This is a genomic window from Pseudomonas sp. St29 (assembly GCF_001547915.1).
GTDB lineage: Bacteria > Pseudomonadota > Gammaproteobacteria > Pseudomonadales > Pseudomonadaceae > Aquipseudomonas.
Genome location: NZ_AP014628.1, coordinates 2,240,252 through 2,264,183, shown reverse-complemented (window position 1 = coordinate 2,264,183; position 23,932 = coordinate 2,240,252). Strand labels below are relative to the sequence as shown.

Annotated in this window: 22 protein-coding genes; 11 read left to right on the top strand and 11 right to left on the bottom strand. The window is 62.4% G+C overall.

The features are described from left to right. Positions 1-49 precede the first annotated feature (49 nt). Entirely contained in the window at positions 50-976 is a 927-nt protein-coding gene (gene tal / locus PST29_RS10315) for a transaldolase (RefSeq protein WP_060842986.1), read from the top strand. A 74-nt stretch (positions 977-1,050) separates the two neighbouring features. Here the strand turns inward: tal and rssC are convergent, their stop codons facing one another. Both rssC and rssB read right to left on the bottom strand, forming a co-directional pair. Beyond that, positions 1,051-1,533 (bottom strand): anti-sigma factor antagonist RssC, encoded by a 483-nt coding sequence (gene rssC, locus PST29_RS10310; RefSeq protein WP_016968051.1) that lies wholly within the window; start codon positions 1,531-1,533, stop codon positions 1,051-1,053. Continuing rightward, complete coding sequence (gene rssB / locus PST29_RS10305; protein ID WP_060841906.1) at positions 1,533-2,714, bottom strand: two-component system response regulator RssB; 1,182 nt, start codon at positions 2,712-2,714, stop codon at positions 1,533-1,535. The genes rssC and rssB overlap by 1 nt, the downstream gene beginning before the upstream one ends. Positions 2,715-2,990: 276 nt before the next feature. Here rssB and PST29_RS10300 point away from each other — a divergent pair, with 276 nt between their 5' ends. After that, positions 2,991-3,290, top strand: a complete 300-nt coding sequence (locus tag PST29_RS10300) for a PilZ domain-containing protein (protein WP_060838373.1) — start codon at positions 2,991-2,993, stop codon at positions 3,288-3,290. Positions 3,291-3,356: 66 nt separating this feature from the next. On the opposite strand, the gene PST29_RS10295 is transcribed toward PST29_RS10300, so the two are convergent. After that, the gene (locus PST29_RS10295; RefSeq protein ID WP_060838372.1) at positions 3,357-4,043 is read right to left on the bottom strand and encodes an MlaA family lipoprotein; all 687 of its coding nucleotides are present in this window, start codon (positions 4,041-4,043) and stop codon (positions 3,357-3,359) included. Positions 4,044-4,247: 204 nt separating this feature from the next. Between PST29_RS10295 and PST29_RS10290 the strand changes: the two genes are divergently transcribed. Together PST29_RS10290 and PST29_RS10285 are read left to right on the top strand one after the other, a co-directional pair. Then, the gene (locus PST29_RS10290; protein WP_060842985.1) at positions 4,248-4,868 is read left to right on the top strand and encodes a phosphatase; all 621 of its coding nucleotides are present in this window, start codon (positions 4,248-4,250) and stop codon (positions 4,866-4,868) included. Between the two features lie 122 nt (positions 4,869-4,990). Then, positions 4,991-5,254 carry a DUF4404 family protein gene (locus PST29_RS10285; RefSeq protein WP_016968042.1) on the top strand — a complete coding sequence of 88 codons (264 nt, stop codon included), beginning with the start codon at positions 4,991-4,993 and terminating at the stop codon, positions 5,252-5,254. Positions 5,255-5,316: 62 nt separating this feature from the next. Here PST29_RS10285 and queF read toward each other — a convergent pair whose 3' ends face one another. Both queF and copI read right to left on the bottom strand, forming a co-directional pair. Next, a complete protein-coding gene (queF, locus tag PST29_RS10280) occupies positions 5,317-6,147 on the bottom strand; it encodes an NADPH-dependent 7-cyano-7-deazaguanine reductase QueF (protein ID WP_060838370.1) in 831 nt (276 codons plus the stop codon). 68 nt (positions 6,148-6,215) lie between these two features. After that, positions 6,216-6,767 (bottom strand): copper-resistant cuproprotein CopI, encoded by a 552-nt coding sequence (copI, locus tag PST29_RS10275; RefSeq protein ID WP_060842984.1) that lies wholly within the window; start codon positions 6,765-6,767, stop codon positions 6,216-6,218. Between the two features lie 154 nt (positions 6,768-6,921). Here copI and PST29_RS10270 point away from each other — a divergent pair, with 154 nt between their 5' ends. After that, entirely contained in the window at positions 6,922-7,602 is a 681-nt protein-coding gene (locus tag PST29_RS10270; RefSeq protein WP_060838368.1) for a heavy metal response regulator transcription factor, read from the top strand. Next, a complete protein-coding gene (locus PST29_RS10265; RefSeq protein ID WP_060842983.1) occupies positions 7,602-8,963 on the top strand; it encodes a heavy metal sensor histidine kinase in 1,362 nt (453 codons plus the stop codon). The genes PST29_RS10270 and PST29_RS10265 overlap by 1 nt, the downstream gene beginning before the upstream one ends. A 70-nt stretch (positions 8,964-9,033) precedes the next feature. On the opposite strand, the gene PST29_RS10260 is transcribed toward PST29_RS10265, so the two are convergent. The 3 genes from PST29_RS10260 to PST29_RS10250 all read right to left on the bottom strand — a co-directional run bounded on the left by PST29_RS10260 (position 9,034) and on the right by PST29_RS10250 (position 12,291). Continuing rightward, on the bottom strand, positions 9,034-10,278 hold the full coding sequence (locus PST29_RS10260; RefSeq protein ID WP_060838366.1) for a lipoprotein-releasing ABC transporter permease subunit: 1,245 nt from the start codon (positions 10,276-10,278) through the stop codon (positions 9,034-9,036). Positions 10,279-10,349: 71 nt separating this feature from the next. After that, a complete protein-coding gene (gene lolD, locus PST29_RS10255) occupies positions 10,350-11,033 on the bottom strand; it encodes a lipoprotein-releasing ABC transporter ATP-binding protein LolD (RefSeq protein WP_015634822.1) in 684 nt (227 codons plus the stop codon). 7 nt (positions 11,034-11,040) lie between these two features. Continuing rightward, a complete protein-coding gene (locus tag PST29_RS10250; RefSeq protein WP_060838365.1) occupies positions 11,041-12,291 on the bottom strand; it encodes a lipoprotein-releasing ABC transporter permease subunit in 1,251 nt (416 codons plus the stop codon). Between the two features lie 94 nt (positions 12,292-12,385). Between PST29_RS10250 and PST29_RS10245 the strand changes: the two genes are divergently transcribed. Both PST29_RS10245 and PST29_RS10240 read left to right on the top strand, forming a co-directional pair. Then, complete coding sequence (locus PST29_RS10245) at positions 12,386-12,973, top strand: PilZ domain-containing protein (protein ID WP_060838364.1); 588 nt, start codon at positions 12,386-12,388, stop codon at positions 12,971-12,973. Between the two features lie 51 nt (positions 12,974-13,024). Beyond that, positions 13,025-13,747, top strand: coding sequence for a glycerophosphodiester phosphodiesterase (locus tag PST29_RS10240; protein ID WP_016967735.1), 723 nt, complete (start codon positions 13,025-13,027; stop codon positions 13,745-13,747). Positions 13,748-13,789: 42 nt separating this feature from the next. Here the strand turns inward: PST29_RS10240 and sthA are convergent, their stop codons facing one another. Both sthA and PST29_RS10230 read right to left on the bottom strand, forming a co-directional pair. Continuing rightward, positions 13,790-15,184, bottom strand: coding sequence for a Si-specific NAD(P)(+) transhydrogenase (sthA, locus tag PST29_RS10235; protein WP_016967736.1), 1,395 nt, complete (start codon positions 15,182-15,184; stop codon positions 13,790-13,792). Between the two features lie 200 nt (positions 15,185-15,384). Next, positions 15,385-16,305 carry an FAD:protein FMN transferase gene (locus tag PST29_RS10230; protein ID WP_173664430.1) on the bottom strand — a complete coding sequence of 307 codons (921 nt, stop codon included), beginning with the start codon at positions 16,303-16,305 and terminating at the stop codon, positions 15,385-15,387. A 385-nt stretch (positions 16,306-16,690) separates the two neighbouring features. Between PST29_RS10230 and PST29_RS10225 the strand changes: the two genes are divergently transcribed. Beyond that, complete coding sequence (locus tag PST29_RS10225) at positions 16,691-17,983, top strand: MFS transporter (RefSeq protein ID WP_060838362.1); 1,293 nt, start codon at positions 16,691-16,693, stop codon at positions 17,981-17,983. A gap of 101 nt (positions 17,984-18,084) precedes the next feature. Here the strand turns inward: PST29_RS10225 and PST29_RS10220 are convergent, their stop codons facing one another. Continuing rightward, positions 18,085-19,548, bottom strand: a complete 1,464-nt coding sequence (locus tag PST29_RS10220; RefSeq protein WP_016967095.1) for a glyceraldehyde-3-phosphate dehydrogenase — start codon at positions 19,546-19,548, stop codon at positions 18,085-18,087. Between the two features lie 354 nt (positions 19,549-19,902). Here PST29_RS10220 and mfd point away from each other — a divergent pair, with 354 nt between their 5' ends. Together mfd and PST29_RS10210 are read left to right on the top strand one after the other, a co-directional pair. Then, positions 19,903-23,352 carry a transcription-repair coupling factor gene (gene mfd / locus PST29_RS10215; RefSeq protein WP_060842981.1) on the top strand — a complete coding sequence of 1,150 codons (3,450 nt, stop codon included), beginning with the start codon at positions 19,903-19,905 and terminating at the stop codon, positions 23,350-23,352. Positions 23,353-23,362: 10 nt separating this feature from the next. After that, positions 23,363-23,929, top strand: coding sequence for a CsiV family protein (locus PST29_RS10210; protein WP_060842980.1), 567 nt, complete (start codon positions 23,363-23,365; stop codon positions 23,927-23,929). Positions 23,930-23,932: the final 3 nt, after the last annotated feature.

The following is a 23,932-nucleotide window of genomic DNA, read 5'->3' as shown; positions in this document are numbered from 1 at the left end:
CTGCCAGCGCTCGGGTAATGTCACCAGACCCATAGGACAGAGCACGCTCATGACTTCCAAGCTGGAACAACTGAAGAAAATCACCACCGTGGTGGCCGATACCGGCGACTTCGAGGCCATTGCCCGGGTCAAGCCGGTGGACGCCACTACCAACCCCTCGCTGCTGCTCAAGGCCGCGGCCATTCCTGGCTATGCCGATCTGCTGAACGCCTGCGTCAGCGATTGCAAAGGCGATGTCGGCCTGGCCAGCGATCGCTTTGGCGTAGCGGTAGGCCAAGAGATCCTCAAGGTCATTCCCGGCCGCATTTCCACCGAAGTGGATGCCCGCCTGTCGTTCGACACCGAGGCCATGCTCAAGCGTGCCCATCGCCTGATCGAACTCTATGAGAAAGCCGGTGTGGGTCGCGAACGGGTACTGATCAAGATCGCCTCCACCTGGGAAGGTATCCGCGCCGCCGAGCAACTGGAACGCGAAGGCATCCAGACCAACCTGACCTTGCTGTTCTCCTTCGCCCAGGCCGTTGCCTGCGCCGAAGCCGGCGTGTTCCTGATCTCGCCATTCGTGGGACGGATCTACGACTGGTACAAGAAAGCCACCGGCAACGATTACCTCGGCGCCGACGATCCTGGCGTGCAGTCGGTTACCCGCATCTACAACTACTACAAGGCCAATGACTACAAGACCGTGGTCATGGGCGCCAGCTTCCGCAACCTGAACCAGATCGAGCAACTGGCTGGCTGCGATCGCCTGACCATCAGCCCGGACCTGATCGAGAAGCTGGCCGCCGACACCGGCAAGCTGGAGCGCAAGTTGAGTCCGAGCAAGACCGGTGAGGCCCGTCAGAGCCTGAACGAAGCGCAGTTCCGCTGGGCTTCCAACGAAGACGCCATGGCCACCGAAAAACTGGCCGAGGGCATTCGCCAGTTCGCCCGCGACCAGGAGAAGCTCGAAGCCCTGCTGGCAGCCAAGTTCTGATAGCTTCGCAGCAATGCAAAAAGGGCGAACCCTCACAGGTTCGCCCTTTTTTCATGCGCGAGCGCCTCAGTCGATCAATGACGCTCCAAAGCGTTCACCAGATCATGGAACGCTTCGCGATTGGAGTCATTGAGGCCCATGAGGATCTTGTGCGCCTCCAGGACCTTGATCCGCACCACTTCCTCGGATTGGTCCTGGGACGGCAAGTCGGTCAGACATTCCGGGCAAGGTATCGGACGATCGACGATGTTGAACACCTGATCAAAGCCCATGGACTGCAACAGCCGGGTAATGTCTTCGTGGGTGGTGACGACAGTGGGCAACAGACCGACTTTTTGCCGTGACAGGATCGACAGCTTGGCCAGCAGGCCCAGGGTGGTGCTGTCGATGCTACGGGTTTCGGTGAGATCGATGACGATCGCCGAAAAATTCAGCGCAGTGAAAATCCGCTCAATAGTCGCATCCAGCGCCGAACACAGGGTCAGGCGCACTTCACCGATGAACTTCAGGACGAAGGTGCCATCCTGCTCGGCGAACTGGATTCTACCGGTACTCATTAAAGGTTCCTGCTCAACACTAACAGGGCGATATCATCCGGCATCTCCCCTAGCGTGGCCAATCCAAAAACTTGCCGCAGACCATCCAGGCTGCCGCCCGCCGCTCTCACCCGTTCGGGCAAGGCCGCTTCTTTTTCTTTGAGTGTAGGCTCGGACAAAAGGTCCAGAATCCCATCGGACATCAGCGTCAGGCTGAACACCGGCGGCAACTCCAGAACATGGTCCTCATAGGTCGCCTCGTTGAACAGGCCCACCGGCAAACCACGCCCTTCCAGATAACGCACACTGTCCGGGGTGTACAACACCGGCAACGGCAAATGCCCGCCAATGCTATAGGTCAACAAACCGGTCTCCTCGTCGATGACTCCACCGACCATCGTGACGTGTTTGCCCAGCTTACAGCTGATCAGGCCACGGTTGATATGGCCCAGCACTTCCGAAGGCTTGAATTCCGGCAAGGTGCCGTTGCGCTTGGATTCGAACAACAGCCGCGTGGTCATGAACTTCAACAGCACGGTGACAAAGGCTGATGAGGCGCCATGACCGGAAACATCCGCCAGATAGAAGGCGACGCGACGCTCATCGACACGGAAGTAGTCGACGAAATCCCCCGACAGGTACAGCGACGGGATGATCTGGTGCGCAAAATTGAACTCGTCGATCGACCAGGGGCTGGTGGGCAGCATGTTCATCTGCACTTGGCGACCGGCATTCTGGTCTTCCTGAAGCAAATTGAGGCTTGCTTCAAGTTCGCGATTAGCGGCTTCGAGCTTTTCCCGATAACGCTGGTTTTCCAGGAGCAGGCGCGCTCGATCAAGGGCCCGGCGCACAGAGTGCTCGAGCACGGCCAGATCTTCCAGCGGCTTGATCAGGTAGTCAGCCGCCCCCAGACGAAGGGCTTCGACTGCATCGTTCATCACGCCCGCGCCCGAAACCACAATCACCGGGGTTTGCGGAGACTGCTCGGTTACTTGACGGATCAGTTCGAGACCGCCCATCTGCGGCATGCGCAGATCGCAGATCACCAGATCGGGATGGTCGTGCTGGAATACCTGAAGACCCTGCTGGCCGTTGGCAGCCTGCAGTACGCTGAAGCCACTGTCTTCCAAATAGGCCGCGAGACTTGCGCGTACTACTTCGTCGTCATCGATTATCAGCAGCGTGGCACTGGTTTTTTGCATGTGGGCAAACGGCGCCAGAATTAGGTTGGCGTAGCTGGCTTGGCCTGGGGCCTGGCGCACGCTACTGGATTCGCTTTCTAGCCACTCTGGAAATGCAGCCAGGACCTTCAGCCCTGCACGCCCGCCTACCAGAGGTGCCCTTCTAAGGCGCAGACGGTACTCCCATCCGCGGGGCGTTTCAAGCTCATGCCGATGGTCGCCTGACGTCTTTACATCGCAAATCACCGGGAGTTATAAAAACCGCCAAAACCGCAACTCAATCGCAGGATGGAACCCATGAATCAAAACCAGCGTGACTACAGTGAAAAGCGCGATTACATCCGGATGCGGGTGGATGCCGAGGTCACGCTAATCCACCAGGGACAGGTGATTGAAGCGGTCTGTATCGACCTTTCCAGCAGCGGCATGCAGGTTCAGGCGCCCCGCTCATTCCAGGTCGGTGATCGCTTGAGCGTGCGTATCGACTCCGAACATGCAGCCTTGAGAGGACTGGAAGCAGAGACCGAAGTGGTCTGGGTCAATGGACTGGAGGGAGGCGGTCAGAAACTTGGGCTTACAATCCTTAAAATGAAGTAAAAGTCTCCCCCATGAAAAAGGCGGCCCAATGGCCGCCTTTTTAGTTGCTACCGGACAGCTGCTCGATCAGAAATCGTCTTCGACCTTACCGTCCTTGACCTTGAATTCACGATTCTGCAGGTAGGCATTACGAATGAACGTGTACTTGTCGCCACGTATCAGCTTGTCCGCGGACAGCAGACTGGCACGGGTATCGATGATGTCCACACCAATAGTGGTGTTACGCGCAGGGATATCATTCATGTAGCGATAGGGTTCGGTGTAGCTGTCGACATACTTGGCTGGCGCGTCACGCAAAGTGCTTGGGCCCAGGAACGGCAGCATCACGTAAGGGCCGCTGCCCAAGCCCCAGTAACCGAGGGTCTGGCCGAAATCTTCATCGTTGCGCTGCAGGCCCATCTTGGTGCCAACGTCAAAAAAACCCGCGACTCCCAGGGTGGTGTTCATCAACAGGCGCGCCGTATCCACACCGGCTGCACGCGGCTTGGCCTGAAGGATGTCGTTGGCCAGGTTGCCGACGTCACCGAGGTTGCGGAACATGTTGTGGATGCCGTCTTCAAGAAACTGCGGCGTGACTGCCTGGTAGCCCTGGGCCAATGGCTTCAGGGCATAAGTGTCGAGGGTATCGTTGAAGGTGAAGATGGGACGGTTGATGCTCTCCCACGGATCCTCTTCAGCCGCCTGGGCGACCAGGGGAGCCAGCGTCACACCGGCACTCATACATAGCGGAACTAGATAACGGCTCCAGCGCATAGCAGGAAACTCCTTGGGTTGTTCTCTCTTGGGGCTATGCCCTGAGGTTAGGCTCGGGAGTATAAATCGGATACGCCGGTTTAGGCAGCATCACTGCAATCAGGCTGAACGCGCCGGACCGCCAGTACCGCTCACGTTCACCCGACTGTCACCTGCATGTCATCTTGTCCCGCTAGCCTCGCCGGGTATTTCAAGGACGTTGATATGCCCCAAGCCGACGCCTCACCCCAGACTGCCACGCCCTTGACCGCCGTACTCTTCGGCCTCAGCGGCTGCCTGGTGGATTTTGGTGCGCGTACGCGCCTGCACAGCTCCAACAGGCCCGGCCCGGAACAGGCCCAAGCCACACCGGGCGCCCTGGCAACCCTGCAGCACCTGCAACAGCAAGGCATTCCCTGCGCATGGCTGGAGCAGCTACCGCCTGCCAGTACCCGCGAGCTAGCCGCAGCCCTGCCGGATTGGATCAAGCCCACCCCTGCCGTCCCCGCTCACTGGCCTGCACCCGATGCCTGCTGGCAGGCGCTGATGTCGCTCAAGGTGTCGCGCCTTGAGGGCTGCGTGCTGGTCAGCGGCGAACCACAGCTGCTGCAGTCGGGGCTCAACGCCGGCCTCTGGACCATAGGCCTGGCCTCCTGTGGCTCGCTGTGCGGCATGACGCCCAGCGAATGGCGGGCACTGAGCCAACAGGAGCGCGAGCTCAAACGGGGCAAGGCCACGGTGCAGCTGTTCGGCCTGGGCGTGCACTCGGTGATTGACCACCTGGGGGAATTGCAGACCTGCCTGGCGGACATCGAACAACGTCGACTCAAGGGTGAAAAGCCCTGACATAAGCCTGTTGATCAGGATCATGCACAGTGCCTGGTAGTGGATTACTCTAAGCCGTGGGCATGGATCTTTGCTTCAATCGCGCGGTCCATCCCTGTGCCTATCAATGAAGGGAGAACGCCATGCCTGCCCGCGAACTGCAAGAACAACTCGATACCCTGCGCGAGCAATTGGAGCAGAACCCACCGCTTTCGGAAGCAGAGCGCGCCAACCTGCATGACCTGATGCAGCAGATCGAGCTGCAACTCAAGCTGGAGACCAGCACCCATGACGCCAGCCTCGCTGACGGCGTCAATCTGGCGGTGGAGCGTTTCGAGCTGGAACACCCGGCCATCGCCGGAACCCTGCGCAACATCGTCCAGACCCTGGGCAACATCGGCATCTGAGCAGCGCCCGATAACACCCTCCCCTTGAAACCAAAGCCCCGCACGGTGTGCGGGGCTTCTGCTTACTGGCGAACCAGTCGCTGATTGGCGAAATCCGCCGTTTCAGTGCTGCGGTACGGGTTGATATCCAGCCCGCCACGACGCACGTATCGCGCGTAGACAGTGAGCTTTTCCGGCTTGAGCAGACGTTGCAGGTCCAGGAAAATCCGCTCCACGCACTGCTCATGGAAATCCGAGTGCTGACGGAAGCTCACCAGATAGGCCAGCAGGCTGGCGTGATCCAGGGCCGCTCCCCGGTACTCCACCACCACGCTGCCCCAATCCGGCTGGCTGGTCACCGGGCAGTTGGACTTGAGCAGATGGCTGTGCACGCTTTCCTCAACCACTCGCGAGGCATCACACCGCAGCAGCTCCGGACGCGGATGCTCATAGCTGTCGACGCTGATGTCCAGGTCGTCGATGCACACCCCTGGCAGAGCCACCACACCTTCCGCCTCGACCTCACCCAGGCTGCGGATACGCACAGCCACCGGCTTGCCTGCCGCGGCGGAAAGGTCCTCGCGCAAGGTCGCTTCAAGCGCCGCCCGATCGACGAACGGCGTCTGGTTCAGCGAATTGAGGTAGAGCTTGAAGGACTTGGACTCGATGATATTCGGCGAATCCGCAGGAATACTGAACTCACCGATGGCCACCACCGGCTTGCCCGACGGCAGCAGCCAGGACAACTCGAAGCAATTCCAGAAATCCACACCTTTATAAGGCAGGGTATCGGCGCTCAAGCCCAGCTCGGCCCATTTCGCCGCCCGAGGAATCGGGAACAGCAGGGACGGAGTGTATGTGGAGACGTATTCACTGGACTTGCCCAGCGGCGAATGTTCGGCTGCGGGATGCATGGCGGAAACCTGACTGAAGAATCAGCGGATTCTACCAGCCTTTGCTCCCGCCTTTGAGCCCCCGACCCTCAGGGAGTGACCGTCAGCTTGCCGACCATCCCGGCTTGATAGTGCCCGGGAATGTTGCAGGCGAACTCCAGGCTGCCGCTCTTGGTAAAGGTCCAGGTCAACTCGGCCTGCTTGCCCGGCTCCACCAGCACGCTGTTGGGATCATCATGCTGCATTCCATGCTCCATGCCCGCCATCGAACCGTGCCCCATGGCAGAGTGATCCATCGCCTGCATCGCGGTGGGCGTGAGCATCCCGCTTTGCTGCATCTTGAGCATTTCCTGCTGGTGCTCGGCATGCATTGCCGCATCACCCAGGTTGAACTCGTGCAGCAACTGGCCCTTGTTGATTAACACAAAACGCACGGTTTCGCCCGCCTTGACCGCCAGAGCCTTGGGACTGAACGACATATCGCCCATCACCACCTCGACGGTGCGGGTGGCCGTGGCTGCCGCTGCCGGCCGCCCAAAATCATAGGACGCCGCCGGCGAGGCCCAGAGCGGCGCACTCAACAACATCAGGCAGCCGCCGAGAATCGAGCGGCTTCGCAACAGCAGATTTTGCGCTTTCATTATCAGACTCCAAAAACCGGTTTGAGCATATGGCACACTCTGGCGAGCCACCGCTGCCAGTCAGCTGACAGCCAGATTACAACTTTGTCAGCTTGACCTGCCCGGCCTCCCTGCACGGTATAAAGCCCGGGTTCCATAAGCCATGAGTCGCGCCATGAAACTGCTGATCGTCGAAGACCAACCGAAAACCGGCCACTACCTGCGCCAGGGCCTGAGCGAAGCCGGCTTCAATGTCGAACTGGTGGCCGATGGCGACACCGGCCAGCACCTGGCGCTGACCGGGGACTACGCCCTGCTGATTCTCGACGTGATGCTCCCAGGGCGCGACGGCTGGCAGATCCTTCAGGCGGTACGCGGTGCCGGCCTGGAAATCCCGGTGCTGTTCCTGACCGCCCGAGATGCCGTGGAAGACCGGGTGCATGGCCTGGAGCTGGGGGCCGACGACTACCTGGTCAAGCCCTTCGCCTTCTCCGAACTGCTGGCCCGGGTCCGCAGCCTGCTGCGGCGCGGCAGCAGCGGCGCCCAGGAAACCGCCCTGCAACTGGCGGACCTGCGCCTGGACCTGATCCGCCGTCGGGTGGAACGCGGTGGCCAACGCATCGACCTGACCGCCAAGGAGTTCGCCCTGCTGGAGATGCTCCTGCGGCGCCAGGGCGAAGTGCTGCCCAAATCGCTGATCGCCTCCCAAGTCTGGGACATGAATTTCGACAGCGACACCAACGTCATCGAAGTGGCAATCCGCCGTCTGCGCCTGAAGGTCGATGACGACTACCCGAACAAGCTGATCCACACGGTGCGCGGCATGGGCTACGTGCTCGAAGAGCGCCAGGCCTGATGCGCCGCCTGTCGCTGAGCGGACGCCTGGCGCTGCTGTTCGCCGCCTGCACCGCGGCGGTGTCGCTGGTGGCCGGCGTACTGTTCAGCCGGGCCAGCGAGGCCCACTTCATCGAACTGGACCAGCAATTGCTGGACAGCAAACTGATCGCCCTGCGCAGTGTGCTGCAGGATGTCCAGCAGGCCGCGGACCTCCCCCGGCTGCAGGGCCGACTGCAACACGAACTGAGCCGGCAGCCGGACCTGGCGTTGCGGATCCACGGCGCCGACGGCCAACTCTGGTTCGACAGCGCCCCCGGCCTGCCCGCCGCTCCGGCCGACACCAAGGGCCTGCACAGCCTGAGCCGGGGCGACGCCGCCTACCGAGTCTACGAAGTAGCGCTGAGGCCCGAGCGCAGCGACTCGCCGCAACTGACCTTGCTGCTGGACATCACCCACCATCAGCACTTCCTGCAGCGCATGCAGTACCTGATCTGGCTCACCGTTGGCCTGTCGGCCCTGGCCACTGCCCTGCTGGGCGCCTGGGCGGCCCGCAGCGGCCTGCGGCCATTGCGGCGCATGAGCGCGGTGGCCGCCGGCGTATCGGCCAACTCCCTGACCCAACGCTTGCCCCAGGAACAGATGCCGGCCGAACTGGCAGAACTGGCCAGCAGTTTCAACGCCATGCTCGCGCGCCTCGAAGAGTCGTTCCAGCGCCTCTCGGCGTTTTCCGCCGACATTGCTCATGAACTGCGCACGCCGCTGTCAAACCTGCTGACCCACACCCAGGTCACCCTGACCCGACCCAGGCCGCTTGAGGATTACCGCGAAGCCCTGCACAGCAACCTCGAAGAACTGCAGTGGATGGCGCAATTGGTCAACGACATGCTCTATCTGGCCAAGGCCGACCACGGCCTGCTGAACCCCAGGCGCGAAGCGCTGGAGCTGGCTCAGGAGATCGACATGCTGCTGGAGTTCTATGCGCCGCTGGCCGAAGACGTCCAGGTCGAACTGACCCGCGAAGGCCATGCCGGCTTTGCCGGCGACCGCAGCATGCTGCGCCGCGCGCTGTCCAATCTGCTGGACAACGCCCTGCGTTTCACCCCGGCCGGAGGCTCGATCAAGGTGCGGATCGACGACAGCGCCCAGTACGTGAGCCTGAGTGTCGAGAACAGCGGCGAAGGCATTGCCCAAGAGGCCCTGCCACGCCTGTTCGACCGTTTCTACCGGGCCGACCCGGCGCGGCGCGAAGGCAGCAGCGAACATGCGGGATTGGGACTGGCGATCACGCAATCGATCATTCGCGCCCATGGCGGGCAGATTCGTTGCGAATCGGCGCTCGGTTGGACGCGCTTTGTGATCGAGTTGCCGAAAAGAGATTGAGGGCCTGTTCGCCGGCAAGCCGGCTCCTACACTCATCAGGCAGGAGCCGGCTTGCCGGCGACAGCGAATATCAGGAGTAGCGCAAGGCGTGGGCCGGCTCTACCTTGGATGCGCGCCAGGCTGGATACACGGTGGCCAGGAAGCTCAGGACAAAGCCGGCGCCGCAGATCAAGGCGACATCGCCGCCCTGCAACTCGGAAGGCAGGTTGCTGACGAAATACACGTCGGAGCTGAAGATCTGCTGACCGCTGATCCGCTCCAGCCAACCCACCAGTTCGCTGACGTTCAACGCCGCAATCACCCCCAGCACCCCGCCGATCAGGGTGCCGACAATCCCGATTACCGTGCCCTGGACCATGAAGATCGCCATCACCTGCCGCGGCGTGGCGCCGATGGTACGCAGGATCGCGATATCCGCGCCCTTGTCGTTCACCACCATGATCAGGGTGGCGATGATGTTGAACGCCGCCACTGCAACGATCATCAGCAACAGCAGGCCGATCATGGTCTTTTCCATCTTCATCGCGCTGAACAGGCTGCCCTGGGTGTGGGTCCAGTCATCGGCGCGGAAATCCGCGCCCAGGCCCTTGGCGATGTCCGCCGAAACCTGCGGCGCGGCATACAGGTCCTTGACCGCCAGGCGCACGCTCTGCACCTGGTTCGGCTGCCAGTGCTGCATCTCGGCGGCATCGGCCACGTGGATCAGGCCCATGGAACCATCCAGCTCGGCACCGACCTTGAACACACCGACAACGTTGAGACGCTGCATGCGCGGGGTAATGCCTCCTGGCGCGCTACTCACCTCAGGCACGATCAGGGTCAGTTTGTCGCCGACATTCAAGCGAAAGCGCCGGGCGGTGATCTCGCCAATGACCACACCGAACTCACCGGGCTTCAGGTCCTGCAGGCTGCCCTGGACAATGTGCTGGGTGACGATGGAGACCTTGCCTTCCTGGGCCGGGTCGATGCCGCTGATCTGGATCGGTTGCATCGCGCCCTTGTAGGAGAGCATGCCTTCCATCTCGGTGAAGGGCACTGCCGCGGTAACTTCCGGGTTCTTCAGGGCCGCTGCGGCCACCGGCTGCCAGTCGTCGATGGGCTTGACCCCGACGATGGTGGCGTGCGGCACCATGCCGAGAATCCGCGAACTCATCTCCCGCTGGAAGCCGTTCATCACCGACAGCACCACGATCATCGCCAGCACGCCCAGGGCGAGGCCGATCATCGAGGTCATGGAAATGAACGAGACAAAACGATTGCGCCGCTTGGCGCGGGTGTAGCGCGTGCCGATAAAGATCGATAAGGGTCTGAACATGGGCAAGGCACCCTGGAAAAATTAATGACCCGGCGTCGGCGGGCCAGCCGCCAACGCCGCGTGCGGCCGCATCAGATGGCGACCAGGTGACCTTCTTGCAGGTGCAGGACGCGGTCCATCTGCCGGGCCAGGTTCATGTCGTGGGTCACCACCAGGAAGGCGGTACGCATCGACGTGCTGAGTTCCAGCATCAAGTCCTGAATCCCCTGGGCGGTGTGCGAGTCGAGGTTGCCGGTGGGCTCGTCGAGCATCACCAGCCCCGGCTTGTTCACCAGGGCCCGGGCAATGGCCACCCGCTGGCGCTCGCCGCCGGACAGTTCGGCCGGTTTGTGTTCCAGGCGATGGCCAAGGCCGACCCGCTCCAGCAGCGCGGTCGCACGCTGACGGGCTTCGGGAATCGGTGTCCGGCCGATCAGCAGCGGCATGCAGACGTTCTCCAGCGCGGTGAACTCCGGCAGCAGGTGGTGGAACTGGTAGACGAAGCCCAGGGCGCGATTGCGCAACTGACCGCGAGCCTTCTCGCCCAGGGCCGAGAGCTCCTCGCCAGCCAGCCAGACGCTGCCCTTGGACGGCGTATCCAGGCCGCCCAGCAAGTTGAGCAAGGTACTCTTGCCGGAGCCGGACGTACCGACGATGGCCACTCGCTCCCCCGGATGCAGTTCCAGTTGCAGGCCGGACAGGACCACCACCGATTCCGGGCCTTCCTCGTAGGACTTGCCCAGGTCACGGCAGCTCAGGATTGCTTTTTCACTCATGCCCAACTCACTCATAACGTAGCGCCTCCGCAGGCTGGGTGCGCGCCGCACGCCAGGCTGGATACAGGGTGGCGAGGAAACTCAGGACCAATGCCGCGCCGCAGACCATCAACACGTCCTCGGCCATCAGTTGCGACGGCAGGTAGTCGATGAAGTACACATCGGCATTCAGGAATTTATGGCCGATCAGGCCTTCGAGGGCGGAGATCGCGGCACTGACATTCAACGCTGCGAGCATCCCCAGCACCGCGCCGATCAGGGTGCCGACCACGCCGATCACCGTGCCCTGGACCATGAAGATCGCCATGATGGTGCCCGGAGTGGCACCCAGGGTACGGAGGATGGCGATGTCGCCCTTCTTGTCGTTCACCACCATCACCAGGGTCGAGATGATGTTGAACGCAGCCACCGCGACGATCAGCAGCAACAACAGTCCGATCATGGCTTTTTCCATGCGGATGGCCTGGTACAGGTTGCCGTGGGTACGGGTCCAGTCGCGGGCGTAGAAATGGTTCTCCCCCAGCTGCTGGGCAATTTCCCAAGCGGTGCGCGGGGCCTGGAACAGGTCGTCGAACTTCAGCCGCAGGCCCTGGACCTGATCCGGCTTCCAGCGGTGCAGGCGGCCCAGGTCTTCCAGGTTGGTCAGGCCCAGGTAGCCGTCAATCTCGCCCGCGCCGACGTGGAAGATGCCCACCACGGTGAAGCGCTTCATGCGCGGGAACATGCCGGCCGGGGTCACCGTGACTTCCGGCGCGACGAAGGTCAGCTTGTCGCCGAGGCCGACGCCCAGCTTGGCGGCCGCCTTGTCGCCGATGACGATGCCGAAACTGCCGGGCGCCAGCGCATCCAGCTGCCCCTGCTGCATGAAGTGGTCGATGATCGACACCTGCCGTTCCTGCGCGGGGTCGATGGCATTGAGCAGCACTTTCTGCACCTGGCCGTTGTTGGTCAGCAGCCCCTGCATCTGAGTGAATGGCGCCACCGCCAGCACTTTCGGGTTCTGCCTGACCTTGTCGGCCAGGCTCTGCCAATCGCTGATGGGCTCGCCGGACTCGATGGTGGCGTGGGGCACCATGCCCAGCACGCGGGTGCGCATTTCATGATCGAAGCCGTTCATCACCGACAGCACCACGATCATCACGATCACGCCAAGGGCGAGTCCGATCATCGAGGTCAGGGAAATGAATGACACAAAATGATTGCGACGCTTTGCACGGGTATAACGCGTGCCGATAAAAGCAAACAGAGGTCTGAACATGTCGGGGCTTGTGCAGAGGAAAAGAAGACGTCCTTGTGGCGGGGCCTGGTAAGCAGCTTTACACTCAGACCACTGCCTCTACCATGGGTTCGCCATGTCGACATTAGATGAAGAAGATCGCCGCGAATACTACCGTATCGAGGACGCGATCGCACTGGAAATTAGCCCCTTGTCCGCCCACGACGCGGCGAGCAAGGAAGTGTTGCAGGATGAGTCCCCGCTGTTCAATCTGCTCAGCGAACTGCACCTGAGCGAATTCGAATCCCAGCACCTGCTGCGCCAGGTCAGCGAGCGGGATCGCACCCTGGCCAGCTACCTCAAGGCCATGAACAAGCGCATCGACCTGCTCAGCCAAGTGGTGGCACAGACCGTGTTCGGCAAGTTCGGCGAACCACAGCGAGTGATCCTTTCCGAGGGTGGCATCGAGTTCAACCACCACCTGAGCTACGCCAAGGGCAGCCACCTGGCCGTGAAACTGCTGCTGATGCCCCAGGCCCTGGGCCTGCTGCTGCGGGCCAAGGTCATCCACTGCGAGCCCCAGAGTTTCGGTACCTTCGAGATCGGCACCGAATTCGAAGCATTGACCGACGCCCAACGCCAGCTGCTGGCACGCTATATCCTGCAAAAACAGGCCCAGCAACGCCGCCAGGCCCGGGAGCAGAGCGACCCCGCCGCCGGTTGAGCAACACGCCCGCCCCACCTCTTGTGAAACAACATCCGTGAAGGAGCAATTGTGACCCTGATCTATGGCCATCGCGGCGCTAAAGGCGAAGCACCGGAAAACACCCTGACCAGCTTTCAGGAATGTCTCAAGCACGGCGTGCGCCGTTGCGAGCTCGACCTGCACCTGTCCATGGACGGCGAGTTGATGGTGATTCACGACCCGACCCTCAAGCGCACCACCGACCGGCGCGGCAAGGTGGTGGAGCATTCCGCCGCCGAGCTGGTGACCTACGACGCGCGCAAGGGCGGCCCGGGCTGGGTCAGCCCCTGCCCCATTCCACGCCTTGAAGAGCTGTTCGAGAAATGCGACTTCGAGCACTGGCAGCTGGAAGTCAAGAGCGCCTCGCGCACTCGCGCCGCCACCACTGTGCTGGCGATTCGGGAAATGGCCCAGCGCTTCGGTCTGCTGGACAAGGTCACCGTGACCTCAAGCTCGCGGGAAGTGCTGAAAGCCGCAGTCGAGCTGACCCCGGATCTGTCTCGCGGACTGGTCGCCGAGTACGCCTGGCTCGACCCGTTGAAGGTTGCCCAGAGCTACGGCTGCGAGATTCTTGCGCTGAACTGGACCCTGTGCACCCCGGAGCGTCTGCAGCGAGCACAGCGTCAGGGCCTGCATGTGTCGGTGTGGACGGTCAACGAGCCCGCGCTAATGCGCAGGCTCGCCGACTTCGGCGTAGATAGCCTGATTACAGACTTTCCCGGTTTGGCCAGCGCCACTCTCGAGAATTACTGAAATCGGTCTCCCCGGCCGGCTCAGGCCACCGGCCGGAGCCGCTCAAAAAAGCCGGTTGAGGCCGTCGTATGCCGCTACCCGATAGGCTTCGGCCATGGTCGGGTAGTTGAAGGTGGTGTTGACGAAGTACTTCAGGGTGTTGTGCTCACCCGGCTGACTCATGATCGCCTGGCCGATGTGGACGATCTCCGAAGCCTGGTAGCCGAAGCAGTGCACGCCGAGGACTTCCAGGGTTTCCCGGTGGAACAGGATCTTCAGCATGCCTTGCGGCTCGCCGGCGATCTGCGCGCGGGCCATGCCCTTGAAGAACGCCTTGCCCACTTCATAGGGCACCTTGGCCTGGGTCAGTTCCTGCTCGTTCTTGCCGATCGAGCTGATCTCCGGAATGGTGTAGATCCCGGTCGGCACGTCGTTGACGAAGCGCCAGCTACCGTTGTCGACGATGCTGCCGGCGGCGGAGCGACCCTGGTCATGGGCGGCACTGGCCAGGCTTGGCCAGCCGATCACGTCACCGGCACCGTAGATGTTCGGCACGCAGGTGCGGTAGTTCTCGTCGACCTCGATCTGGCCGCGGCTGTTGACCTTGACCCCGATGTTCTCCATGCCCAGCTTGTCGGTGTTGCCGGTCCGGCCGTTGCACCAGAGCAAGGCGTCGGCCTTGATCTTCTTGCCGGATTTCAAGTGCAGGATCACCCCGTTGTCGACGCCTTCAACCCGGTCGTATTCCTCGTTGTGACGCACGGTGATGTTGTTGTTGCTGAAGTGGTAGCTCAGGGCCTGGGAAATCTCCGAGTCCAGGAAGCTCAGCAACTGGCCACGGTTGTCCACCAGCTCCACCAGCACCCCCAGACCACTGAAGATCGAAGCGTATTCGCAGCCGATGACCCCGGCGCCGTAGACGATGAGTTTGCGCGGGGTATGGCCGAGGCTGAGGATGGTGTCGCTATCGTAGATACGCGGGTGGCTGAAATCGATGTCCGCCGGGCGATAGGGGCGCGAGCCGGTGGCGATGATGATGTGCTTGGCGACCAGCTTTTCCACCACGCCGTTGGCGCAGACCACTTCCACGGTCTGCTCGTCGGCGAAGCTGCCAGTGCCGAAGAACACGTCGACCCGGTTGCGAGCGTAGTAGCCGGTGCGCGAAGCCACTTGCTTGGAGATGACCTTCTCGGCGCTCTTGAGCACGTCCGGGAAGGAGAACCAGCGCGGCTCGCCGATGGCCCGGAACATCGGGTTGGTGTTGAACTGCATGATCTGCCGGACCGAGTGACGCAGGGCCTTGGACGGAATGGTACCCAGGTGGGTGCAGTTGCCGCCGACCTGGCGACGGCTATCGACCATCGCCACTTTGCGTCCTGCTTTCGCGGCGTTCATCGCCGCACCTTCTCCAGCGGGGCCCGAGCCCAGCACCACTACGTCGTAGTTGTAGACAGCCATGCGTACTCCTCAGAACAGGCCGAGATGCCCTTCTGGCATCTCCGGCTAAATCATGCCGCGGCCAGCGGCATGAAGGATCAATTTGGCTCGGTTACGAACCCGGGCACAGTCTATAGAAGCGTCAACGCCGCGCACATTAACCCTTGGTCGCGTCGTAGGCTACTTTTGCCTGCACTACAGCGTTCGTGAAGCGTGCCGGTTTATTGTTTTGCCCCCGCCGACAACGCATCGAAGGCCGGGTTGCTGCGTGTGACGAAGCCTGTATCGGCACGCATCACAAAAAATGCGGCGATCCGATGTTTTTCCGCGTACTCCCAACCCGCCTCGGGGCCGAGAATCAGCAACAGCGTCGACAGGCCATCGGCCATGAGCGCCGAAGGATGAATCACCGTCACCGACGCCAGCCTGTGGTTTATGGGCCTGCCGATTCGCGCGTCGAAGGTGTGGGAGTAGCGCCGCCCATCCTGCTCGAAGTAGTTACGGTAGTCGCCGGACGTGGATACACCATAACCATCCAGCGCCAACACCCGCTGGGCCACTTGCCGGTCATCCCGGGGCTCTTCCAGGGCGATGCGCCAAGGTGAGCCGTCCGGCTTGCGCCCAACCGCCTTGATTTCACCGGTGGCCTCAGCCAGGAAACTGTCGACCCCCAATTGCACCAGCCGGGCAGCAATACGATCCACGGCATAGCCGGCGGCGATGCTGTTGAAATCCACCTCCACTGCCGCGTCCTTGCACAACTGCCCAGCGTCGATATGCAGGTGGCCATGCCCGACCCGCTGCCGCACTTGCGCCAGCGCCGGGGCGCTCGGCACCTTTTCCTCGCGCCCCTGGGGACCAAAGCCCCAGAGATTGAGCAGCGGCTCCACGGTCAGATCAAAGGCGCCATCACTGTCACGAGACAACTGCTCCCCCACACGCACCAACTGCAGTACCGGCTCGGGCATCGGCTGACAGCTGTTGGCCGGCAAATCGTTGAAGCGCTCGATATCCGAGTCAGCGCGATAGGTGGACATCTGCCGATCGACCTCGGCGAGAATGCCCTCGACTTCGCTCTTGACCCGAGACGCCGTCGGGCCATTGGCGTGCCGCACATACTGCACCGAATAGGTACTGCCCATGGTCGGCCCGGAAACACTCTCCACGCGCTCGCCCCCACAACCGGCCAACAGCGCTGTCGCCGCCCACAACCCGGCGCCCCGCCAGAAATGGCTTGCCCACACAATCCGCTCTCCCAATCAAGTGCCCCGCAGGGCTACGTCACGATGCAAAACGCCATTATGTGACAGACGACGGCCGCCCACCCACCCGGAGCCCCGTCTCGCTCACGGCCAGAACCCCGTTCCAGAGCCTGCGCGGCCCAACCAAGAGATTTAGTTGCCTGACAGCCTTCATACACATATCGTTACAAAACTGTTCAGCGTGCAGCCTCGTGCCCCGACTTTGCAGTAAGGGACGCATAACGACCAGGGATTGCTAACAAGACAGCCAAAGTGAGTGAAAAAAATGTCCACGACCACGGGCAAAGGCAAGGCGATCTTTCGCGTTGTCAGCGGCAACTTCCTCGAGATGTTCGACTTCATGGTCTACGGCTTCTACGCCACGGCAATCGCCAAGACCTTCTTCCCTGCCGACAGTGCTTTCGCCTCGCTGATGCTGTCCCTGGCGACCTTCGGCGCCGGCTTCCTGATGCGCCCCCTGGGAGCGATCTTCCTCGGTGCCTACATTGACCGCCACGGTCGTCGCCAGGGCCTGATCATCACCCTGGCGCTGATGGCCGCAGGCACCGTACTGATCGCCTGCGTGCCGGGCTACGCCACCCTCGGCGTGGCCGCGCCCCTGCTGGTGTTGCTGGGCCGGCTGCTGCAAGGCTTCTCCGCGGGCGTCGAACTGGGTGGGGTATCGGTGTACCTGGCCGAAATCTCCACTCCGGGCCGCAAGGGCTTCTTCGTCAGCTGGCAGTCGGCCAGCCAACAGGCGGCGGTGGTGTTCGCCGGCTTGCTGGGTGTGGGCCTGAACCACTGGCTGAGCCCCGAGCAGATGGGTGACTGGGGCTGGCGCGTGCCGTTCCTGGTGGGCTGCATGATTGTTCCGGCGATTTTCATCATCCGCCGCTCCCTGGAGGAAACCCCGGAGTTCCAGGCCCGCAAGCATCGCCCTTCGCTGCAGGAGATCGTCCGCTCCATCGGTCAGAACTTCGGCATCGTCATCGCCGGCATGGCCCTGGTGGTCATGACCACCGTGTCCTTCTACCTGATCACCGCCTACACCCCGACCTTCGGCAAGGCCGAGCTGCACCTGTCGGATTTCGACGCCCTGCTGGTGACCGTGTGCATCGGCCTGTCGAACTTCTTCTGGCTGCCGGTGATGGGCGCGCTGTCGGACAAGGTCGGGCGCAAACCGCTGCTGCTGGGCGCGACCATCCTGGCGATCTTCACCGCTTACCCGGCGCTGTCCTGGCTGGTGGCCAACCCCAGCTTCAGTCACCTGCTGATCGTCGAGCTGTGGCTGTCCTTCCTCTATGGCTCGTATAACGGCGCCATGGTGGTGGCCCTGACCGAGATCATGCCAGTGGAAGTGCGCACCACGGGCTTCTCCCTGGCCTACAGCCTGGCGACCGCAACCTTCGGCGGCTTCACCCCGGCGGCCTGTACCTACCTGATCCACGTCCTGGGCAACCAGGCAGCTCCGGGCATCTGGCTCAGCGGCGCGGCGGTACTGGGACTGATCGCCACCCTGGTGCTGTTCCGTGGCAACCGCCACGAACTGCGTACCGCGCAAGCGGCTGGCGGCGCCTGAGACAAAGCGTCGCCGGCAAGCCGGTGCCGCCCCGGCTGACCGGCGAAAGCCACAAACAAAAACGCCCCGACGAGTCGGGGCGTTTTCATTTCAGCTATCGCTTAGCGTGGGAACGCTGGCGGGTTGACCCCGGCCATGTCTTCCATCACGCGCACGACCTGGCAGCTGTAACCGAACTCGTTGTCGTACCAGACATACAGAACAACGCGGTTGTCCTGAACGATGGTGGCTTCAGCGTCGACCACACCGGCGTGACGCGAACCGACGAAGTCGGTGGAGACCACTTCCTGCGAATTGACGAAGTCGATCTGCTTGTGCAGGTCGGAGTGCAGCGCCATGTAGCGCAGGTACTCGTTCATCTCTTCACGGGTGGCGGCTTTCTCGAGGTTCAGGTTGAGAATGGCCATCGACACGTTTGGCGTTGGAACGCGGATCGCGTTGCCGGTCAGCTTGCCGGCCAGCTCAGGCAGGGCCTTGGCAGCAGCAGTGGCAGCGCCGGTTTCGGTGATAACCATGTTCAGCGCGGCGCTACGGCCACGGCGATCGCCCTTGTGGAAGTTGTCGATCAGGTTCTGGTCGTTGGTGTACGAGTGAACGGTTTCGACGTGACCGTTGATGATGCCGAACTTGTCATTCACAGCCTTGAGCACCGGCACGATGGCGTTGGTGGTGCAGGAAGCGGCGGACACGATCTTGTCTTCAGCGGTGATTTCGTTGTGGTTGATACCGTGAACGATGTTCTTCAGCTTGCCTTTGCCAGGCGCAGTCAGAACCACGCGGTCGATACCCGGGCAGGCCAGGTGCTGGCCCAGGCCGTCGGCGTCACGCCATACACCGGTGTTGTCCACCAGCAGCGCGTTCTTGATCCCGTACTGGGTGTAGTCCACCTCGGTCGGGTTCTTCGCGTAGATCACCTGGATCAGGTTGCCGTTGGCAGTGATGGTGTTGTTTTCTTCGTCGATGGTGATGGTGCCGTTGAACGAACCGTGTACCGAGTCGCGACGCAGCAGGCTGGCGCGCTTGGTCAGGTCGTTTTCGGCGCCTTTGCGCACCACGATGGCCCGCAGGCGCAGGCCGTCGCCGCCACCGGTTTTCTCGATCAGGATGCGCGCCAGCAGGCGGCCGATACGACCGAAGCCGTACAGGACAACGTCAGTGCCTTTGCGGGCCGAAGCGTTTTGCTGGCCAACCACGTCAGCCATTTCTTCACGCACGAACTGCTCGGCGCTGCGGCCATTGCCTTCGTTGCGGAATTTGAACGCCAACTTGCCCAGGTCTACCGAAGCCGCGCCGAGCTTGAGCTCGCTCATGGCCTTGAGCAGTGGGAATGTTTCGTGGACGGAGAGTTCGCTGTCGTCGGAGGAGCGATGGCGAGCAAAGCGATGAGCCTTGAGAATCGCGATGACAGACTGGTTGATCAGGCTGCGGCCATAGATCGAGCTCACCACATTGTTATTGCGGTAGAGCTGACCGATAAGCGGAATCATCGCTTCTGCGAGTGCTTCACGGTCGATCCATTCACCAAGACACTGGTCGGGCTTCTGAGTCACGGGAACCTTCCACATGTAGGGGCAGAAAAAAGGGGCTACATTATGCCGCCCTGTTCTTGTCGTAGCAATGCGCGCCTGTCGTGCGGAACGTAACAAAAAGCCCTTGCAAAAAAACACCACTGTGCTGGAGGCCAGTAAAACCGCGGCTTCCAGCAGCGTCAATTTTTTGGACAGCTCAACAGGCTGTCTGTAACCCTCCGTAACACCAGCCGGATTCGGCACTACATTTGCGCCCAAAAAGCACATTTTGTTGTCATAGCCACTACATTTGCCCGGACCGGCGTAATAGACGCATCAGCCACTGACAGTGGCCACCCGGGGCCGTTACAATTACCGACTTTCGTCGCAACGCTTGGAGCTTGACCGTCCGTGCCCGTCCTGCGTCTACCGCTACTCCCCGCCGCCGCCGGTAAACAGCATTGGGGCAACCTGCCCGGTGCCGCCCTGAGCCTGGCCATCGCCGAAGCCGCCAGCGCTGCCAAGCGCTTTACCCTCCTGCTGACCGCCGACAGCCAAAGCGCTGACCGGCTGGAACAGGAGCTGAGCTTCTTCGCCCCGGACCTGCCGGTGCTGCATTTCCCCGATTGGGAAACCCTGCCCTACGACCTGTTCTCGCCGCACCAGGACATCATTTCCCAGCGCATCGCCAGCCTCTACCGGCTGCCGGAGCTGGAGCACGGCGTGCTGGTGGTGCCGATCACCACCGCCCTGCATCGCCTGGCGCCAACCCAGTTCCTGCTGGGCAGCAGCCTGGTGCTGGATGTCGGCCAGAAGCTCGATGTGGAACAGATGCGTACGCGTCTGGAGGCCAGCGGCTACCGCTACGTCGACACGGTCTACGAGCACGGCGAATTCACCGTGCGCGGCGCGCTGATCGACCTGTTCCCCATGGGCAGCAAGCTGCCGTACCGCATCGACCTGTTCGACGACGAAATCGAAACCCTGCGCACCTTCGACCCGGAGAACCAGCGCTCCATCGACAAGGTCGACTCGGTGCGCCTGCTGCCGGCCAAGGAATTCCCCCTGCAGAAAGAAGCGGTGACCCGTTTCAAGGCACGCTTTCGCGAACGCTTCGACGTGGACTTCCGCCGCTGCCCGATCTTCCAGGACCTGAGCAGCGGGATTACCCCGGCCGGTATCGAGTACTACCTGCCACTGTTCTTCGAAGAGACCTCGACCCTGTTCGACTACCTGCCCCAGGACACCCAGGTGTTCTCCCTGCCGGGCATCGAACAGGCCGCGGAAAACTTCTGGAACGATGTACGCAACCGTTACGAAGAGCGCCGCGTCGACCCTTCGCGCCCACTCCTGCCGCCGGCCGAACTGTTCCTGCCGGTGGAAGACTGCTTCGCCCGCCTGAAGAACTGGCCACGGGTGGTGGCCAGCCAGCAGGACATCGAAACCGGCGTCGGTCGCGAGCGCTTTCCGGCCCACGAACTGCCCAACCTGGCCATCGAAGCCAAGGCCAACCAGCCGCTGGCGGCGCTCTCGGGCTTCCTCGACGAGTTCCCCGGCCGGGTGCTGTTCACTGCCGAATCCGCCGGCCGCCGGGAAGTGCTGCTGGAGTTGCTGGAACGCCTCAAGCTGCGCCCCAAGACCGTCGACAGCTGGCCGGACTTCGTCGCCAGCAAGGAACGCCTGGCGATCACCATCGCGCCCCTGGACGAAGGCCTGGTGCTGGACGATCCGGCCCTGGCCCTGGTGGCCGAGAGCCCACTGTTCGGCCAGCGGGTGATGCAGCGCCGGCGCCGGGAAAAACGCGCCGACGCCAATAACGATGCAGTGATCAAGAACCTCACCGAGCTGCGTGAAGGCGCGCCGGTGGTGCACATCGACCACGGTGTCGGCCGCTACCTGGGCCTGGCTACCCTGGAGATCGACAACCAGGCCGCCGAGTTCCTGACCCTGGAGTACGCCGAGGGCGCCAAGCTCTACGTGCCCGTGGCCAACCTGCACCTGATCGCCCGCTACACCGGCAGCGACGACGCCCTGGCACCGTTGCACCGCCTGGGCTCGGAAGCCTGGCAGAAAGCCAAGCGCAAGGCCGCCGAGCAAGTCCGCGATGTGGCCGCCGAGCTGCTGGACATCTATGCCCGCCGCGCCGCCCGCGAAGGTTACGCCTTCGCCGATCCGAAGGCCGACTACGCCACCTTCAGCGCCGGCTTCCCCTTCGAGGAAACCCCGGACCAGCAGAGCACCATCGAAGCGGTGCGCGAGGACATGCTCTCGGGCAAACCGATGGACCGCCTGGTGTGCGGCGACGTCGGTTTCGGCAAGACCGAAGTGGCCATGCGCGCCGCGTTCATTGCGGTCCACGGCGGCAAGCAGGTGGCGATCCTGGTGCCCACCACCCTGCTCGCCCAACAGCACTACAACAGCTTCCGCGACCGCTTCGCCGACTGGCCGGTGACCGTGGAAGTGATGAGCCGCTTCAAGTCGGCCAAGGAAGTGAACGCCGCGGTGGCGGACCTGGCCGAAGGCAAGATCGACATCGTCATCGGCACCCACAAGCTGTTGCAGGACGATGTGAAGATCAAGAACCTGGGGCTGGTGATCATCGACGAAGAACACCGTTTCGGCGTGCGCCAGAAAGAACAGCTCAAGGCCCTGCGCAGCGAAGTCGACATCCTCACCCTGACCGCCACGCCGATCCCGCGGACCCTGAACATGGCAGTCTCGGGCATGCGCGACCTGTCGATCATCGCCACCCCGCCGGCCCGCCGCCTGTCGGTGCGGACCTTCGTCATGGAGCAGAACAAGAGCACGGTCAAAGAGGCCCTGCTGCGCGAACTGCTGCGTGGCGGCCAGGTGTATTACCTGCACAACGACGTGAAGACCATCGATAAATGCGCCGCCGAGCTGGCCGAACTGGTGCCCGAAGCCCGGATCGGCATCGGCCACGGGCAGATGCGCGAACGCGAACTCGAACAGGTGATGAGCGACTTCTACCACAAGCGCTTCAATGTGCTGATCGCCTCGACCATCATCGAGACCGGGATCGACGTGCCCAGCGCCAACACCATCATCATCGAGCGCGCCGACAAGTTCGGCCTGGCCCAACTGCACCAGTTGCGCGGCCGGGTCGGACGCAGCCACCACCAGGCCTACGCGTACCTCTTGACGCCACCGCGCCAGCAGATCACCCCGGACGCGGAAAAGCGCCTGGAAGCCATCGCCAATACCCAGGACCTGGGGGCCGGCTTTGTCCTGGCCACCAACGACCTGGAGATCCGCGGCGCCGGCGAACTGCTGGGCGACGGCCAGAGCGGGCAGATCCAGGCGGTGGGCTTCACCCTTTATATGGAGATGCTCGAGCGCGCGGTAAAAGCCATCCGCAAGGGCGAGCAGCCGAACCTCGACCAGCCCCTGGGCGGCGGGCCGGAAATCAACCTGCGCCTGCCGGCGCTGATTCCCGAGGACTACCTGCCGGATGTGCACGCGCGCCTGATTCTCTACAAGCGCATCGCCTCCGCCACCGACGAAGACGGCCTGAAGGACCTGCAGGTGGAAATGATCGACCGCTTCGGCCTGCTGCCCGAGCCGACCAAGAACCTGATCCGCCTGACCCTGCTGAAGCTCCAGGCCGAGACCCTGGGGATCAAGAAGGTCGATGGCGGCCCGCAAGGCGGGCGTATCGAATTCGCCGCGGACACTCCGGTAGACCCCTTGGCGCTGATCAAGCTGATCCAGAGCCAACCCAAACGCTACAAATTCGAAGGCGCAACCCTGTTCAAGTTCATGGTGCCGATGGAGCGCCCGGAAGAGCGCTTTAATACATTGGAGGCACTGTTTGAACGCCTCACCCCGAAAACTGCTTGAAGGACGCCCCATGCGCCTGTTCCGCTCCCTGACCCTGCTCCTGACCCTGGTCGCGCCCCTGGCTTTTGCCGACGACCTGTATCAGGTGGAAATGATCCTTGTCCGGCAGAACGCCGAGCCGCAGATCCTCAGCCGCGCCGCTCCCGAAGACTGGGCCGCCGGCGCTCAACACCTGAGCCCCGACAGCCAGCGCACGCCCGCCCTGGGCGGGATCGTCGACAAGCTCAACGCCAGTGGCAACTACAGCGTGCTGCTGCACAAGGCCTGGCAGCAGACACTGGGGGAAACCCCGGTCAAGGTGGCCCTCAGCGACGGTCCGGAACAGTTCGGCCAGTTCCCCATCGAAGGCACCCTGAACCTCAAGCTCGGGCGCTTCACCGATGTCGACGCGGACTTCTGGATCAACCAGATCGACAGCAATGGCCTGGTCACCCGCAGCGAACGCCTGAAACAGCAAAGCCACACCAAGAACGGCCAGCTCAACTACCTGGACAACGGCCATCTGGCCCTGCTGATCAAGATCACCTCGCTCACCGCACCGGCACCTCGCCCCGCTCCAACTGAAATACCGGACTGATCG

Excerpts from the sequence above, each read along its gene's own strand:
- tal (WP_060842986.1), top strand. The coding sequence starts at position 50 with ATGACTTCCAAGCTGGAACAACTGAAGAAAATCACCACCGTGGTGGCC.
- rssC (WP_016968051.1), bottom strand. The coding sequence starts at position 1,533 with ATGAGTACCGGTAGAATCCAGTTCGCCGAGCAGGATGGCACCTTCGTC.
- rssB (WP_060841906.1), bottom strand. The coding sequence starts at position 2,714 with ATGCAAAAAACCAGTGCCACGCTGCTGATAATCGATGACGACGAAGTA.
- PST29_RS10300 (WP_060838373.1), top strand. The coding sequence starts at position 2,991 with ATGAATCAAAACCAGCGTGACTACAGTGAAAAGCGCGATTACATCCGG.
- PST29_RS10295 (WP_060838372.1), bottom strand. The coding sequence starts at position 4,043 with ATGCGCTGGAGCCGTTATCTAGTTCCGCTATGTATGAGTGCCGGTGTG.
- PST29_RS10290 (WP_060842985.1), top strand. The coding sequence starts at position 4,248 with ATGCCCCAAGCCGACGCCTCACCCCAGACTGCCACGCCCTTGACCGCC.
- PST29_RS10285 (WP_016968042.1), top strand. The coding sequence starts at position 4,991 with ATGCCTGCCCGCGAACTGCAAGAACAACTCGATACCCTGCGCGAGCAA.
- queF (WP_060838370.1), bottom strand. The coding sequence starts at position 6,147 with ATGCATCCCGCAGCCGAACATTCGCCGCTGGGCAAGTCCAGTGAATAC.
- copI (WP_060842984.1), bottom strand. The coding sequence starts at position 6,767 with ATGAAAGCGCAAAATCTGCTGTTGCGAAGCCGCTCGATTCTCGGCGGC.
- PST29_RS10270 (WP_060838368.1), top strand. The coding sequence starts at position 6,922 with ATGAAACTGCTGATCGTCGAAGACCAACCGAAAACCGGCCACTACCTG.
- PST29_RS10265 (WP_060842983.1), top strand. The coding sequence starts at position 7,602 with ATGCGCCGCCTGTCGCTGAGCGGACGCCTGGCGCTGCTGTTCGCCGCC.
- PST29_RS10260 (WP_060838366.1), bottom strand. The coding sequence starts at position 10,278 with ATGTTCAGACCCTTATCGATCTTTATCGGCACGCGCTACACCCGCGCC.
- lolD (WP_015634822.1), bottom strand. The coding sequence starts at position 11,033 with ATGAGTGAAAAAGCAATCCTGAGCTGCCGTGACCTGGGCAAGTCCTAC.
- PST29_RS10250 (WP_060838365.1), bottom strand. The coding sequence starts at position 12,291 with ATGTTCAGACCTCTGTTTGCTTTTATCGGCACGCGTTATACCCGTGCA.
- PST29_RS10245 (WP_060838364.1), top strand. The coding sequence starts at position 12,386 with ATGTCGACATTAGATGAAGAAGATCGCCGCGAATACTACCGTATCGAG.
- sthA (WP_016967736.1), bottom strand. The coding sequence starts at position 15,184 with ATGGCTGTCTACAACTACGACGTAGTGGTGCTGGGCTCGGGCCCCGCT.
- PST29_RS10230 (WP_173664430.1), bottom strand. The coding sequence starts at position 16,305 with ATGGGCAGTACCTATTCGGTGCAGTATGTGCGGCACGCCAATGGCCCG.
- PST29_RS10225 (WP_060838362.1), top strand. The coding sequence starts at position 16,691 with ATGTCCACGACCACGGGCAAAGGCAAGGCGATCTTTCGCGTTGTCAGC.
- PST29_RS10220 (WP_016967095.1), bottom strand. The coding sequence starts at position 19,548 with ATGTGGAAGGTTCCCGTGACTCAGAAGCCCGACCAGTGTCTTGGTGAA.
- PST29_RS10210 (WP_060842980.1), top strand. The coding sequence starts at position 23,363 with ATGCGCCTGTTCCGCTCCCTGACCCTGCTCCTGACCCTGGTCGCGCCC.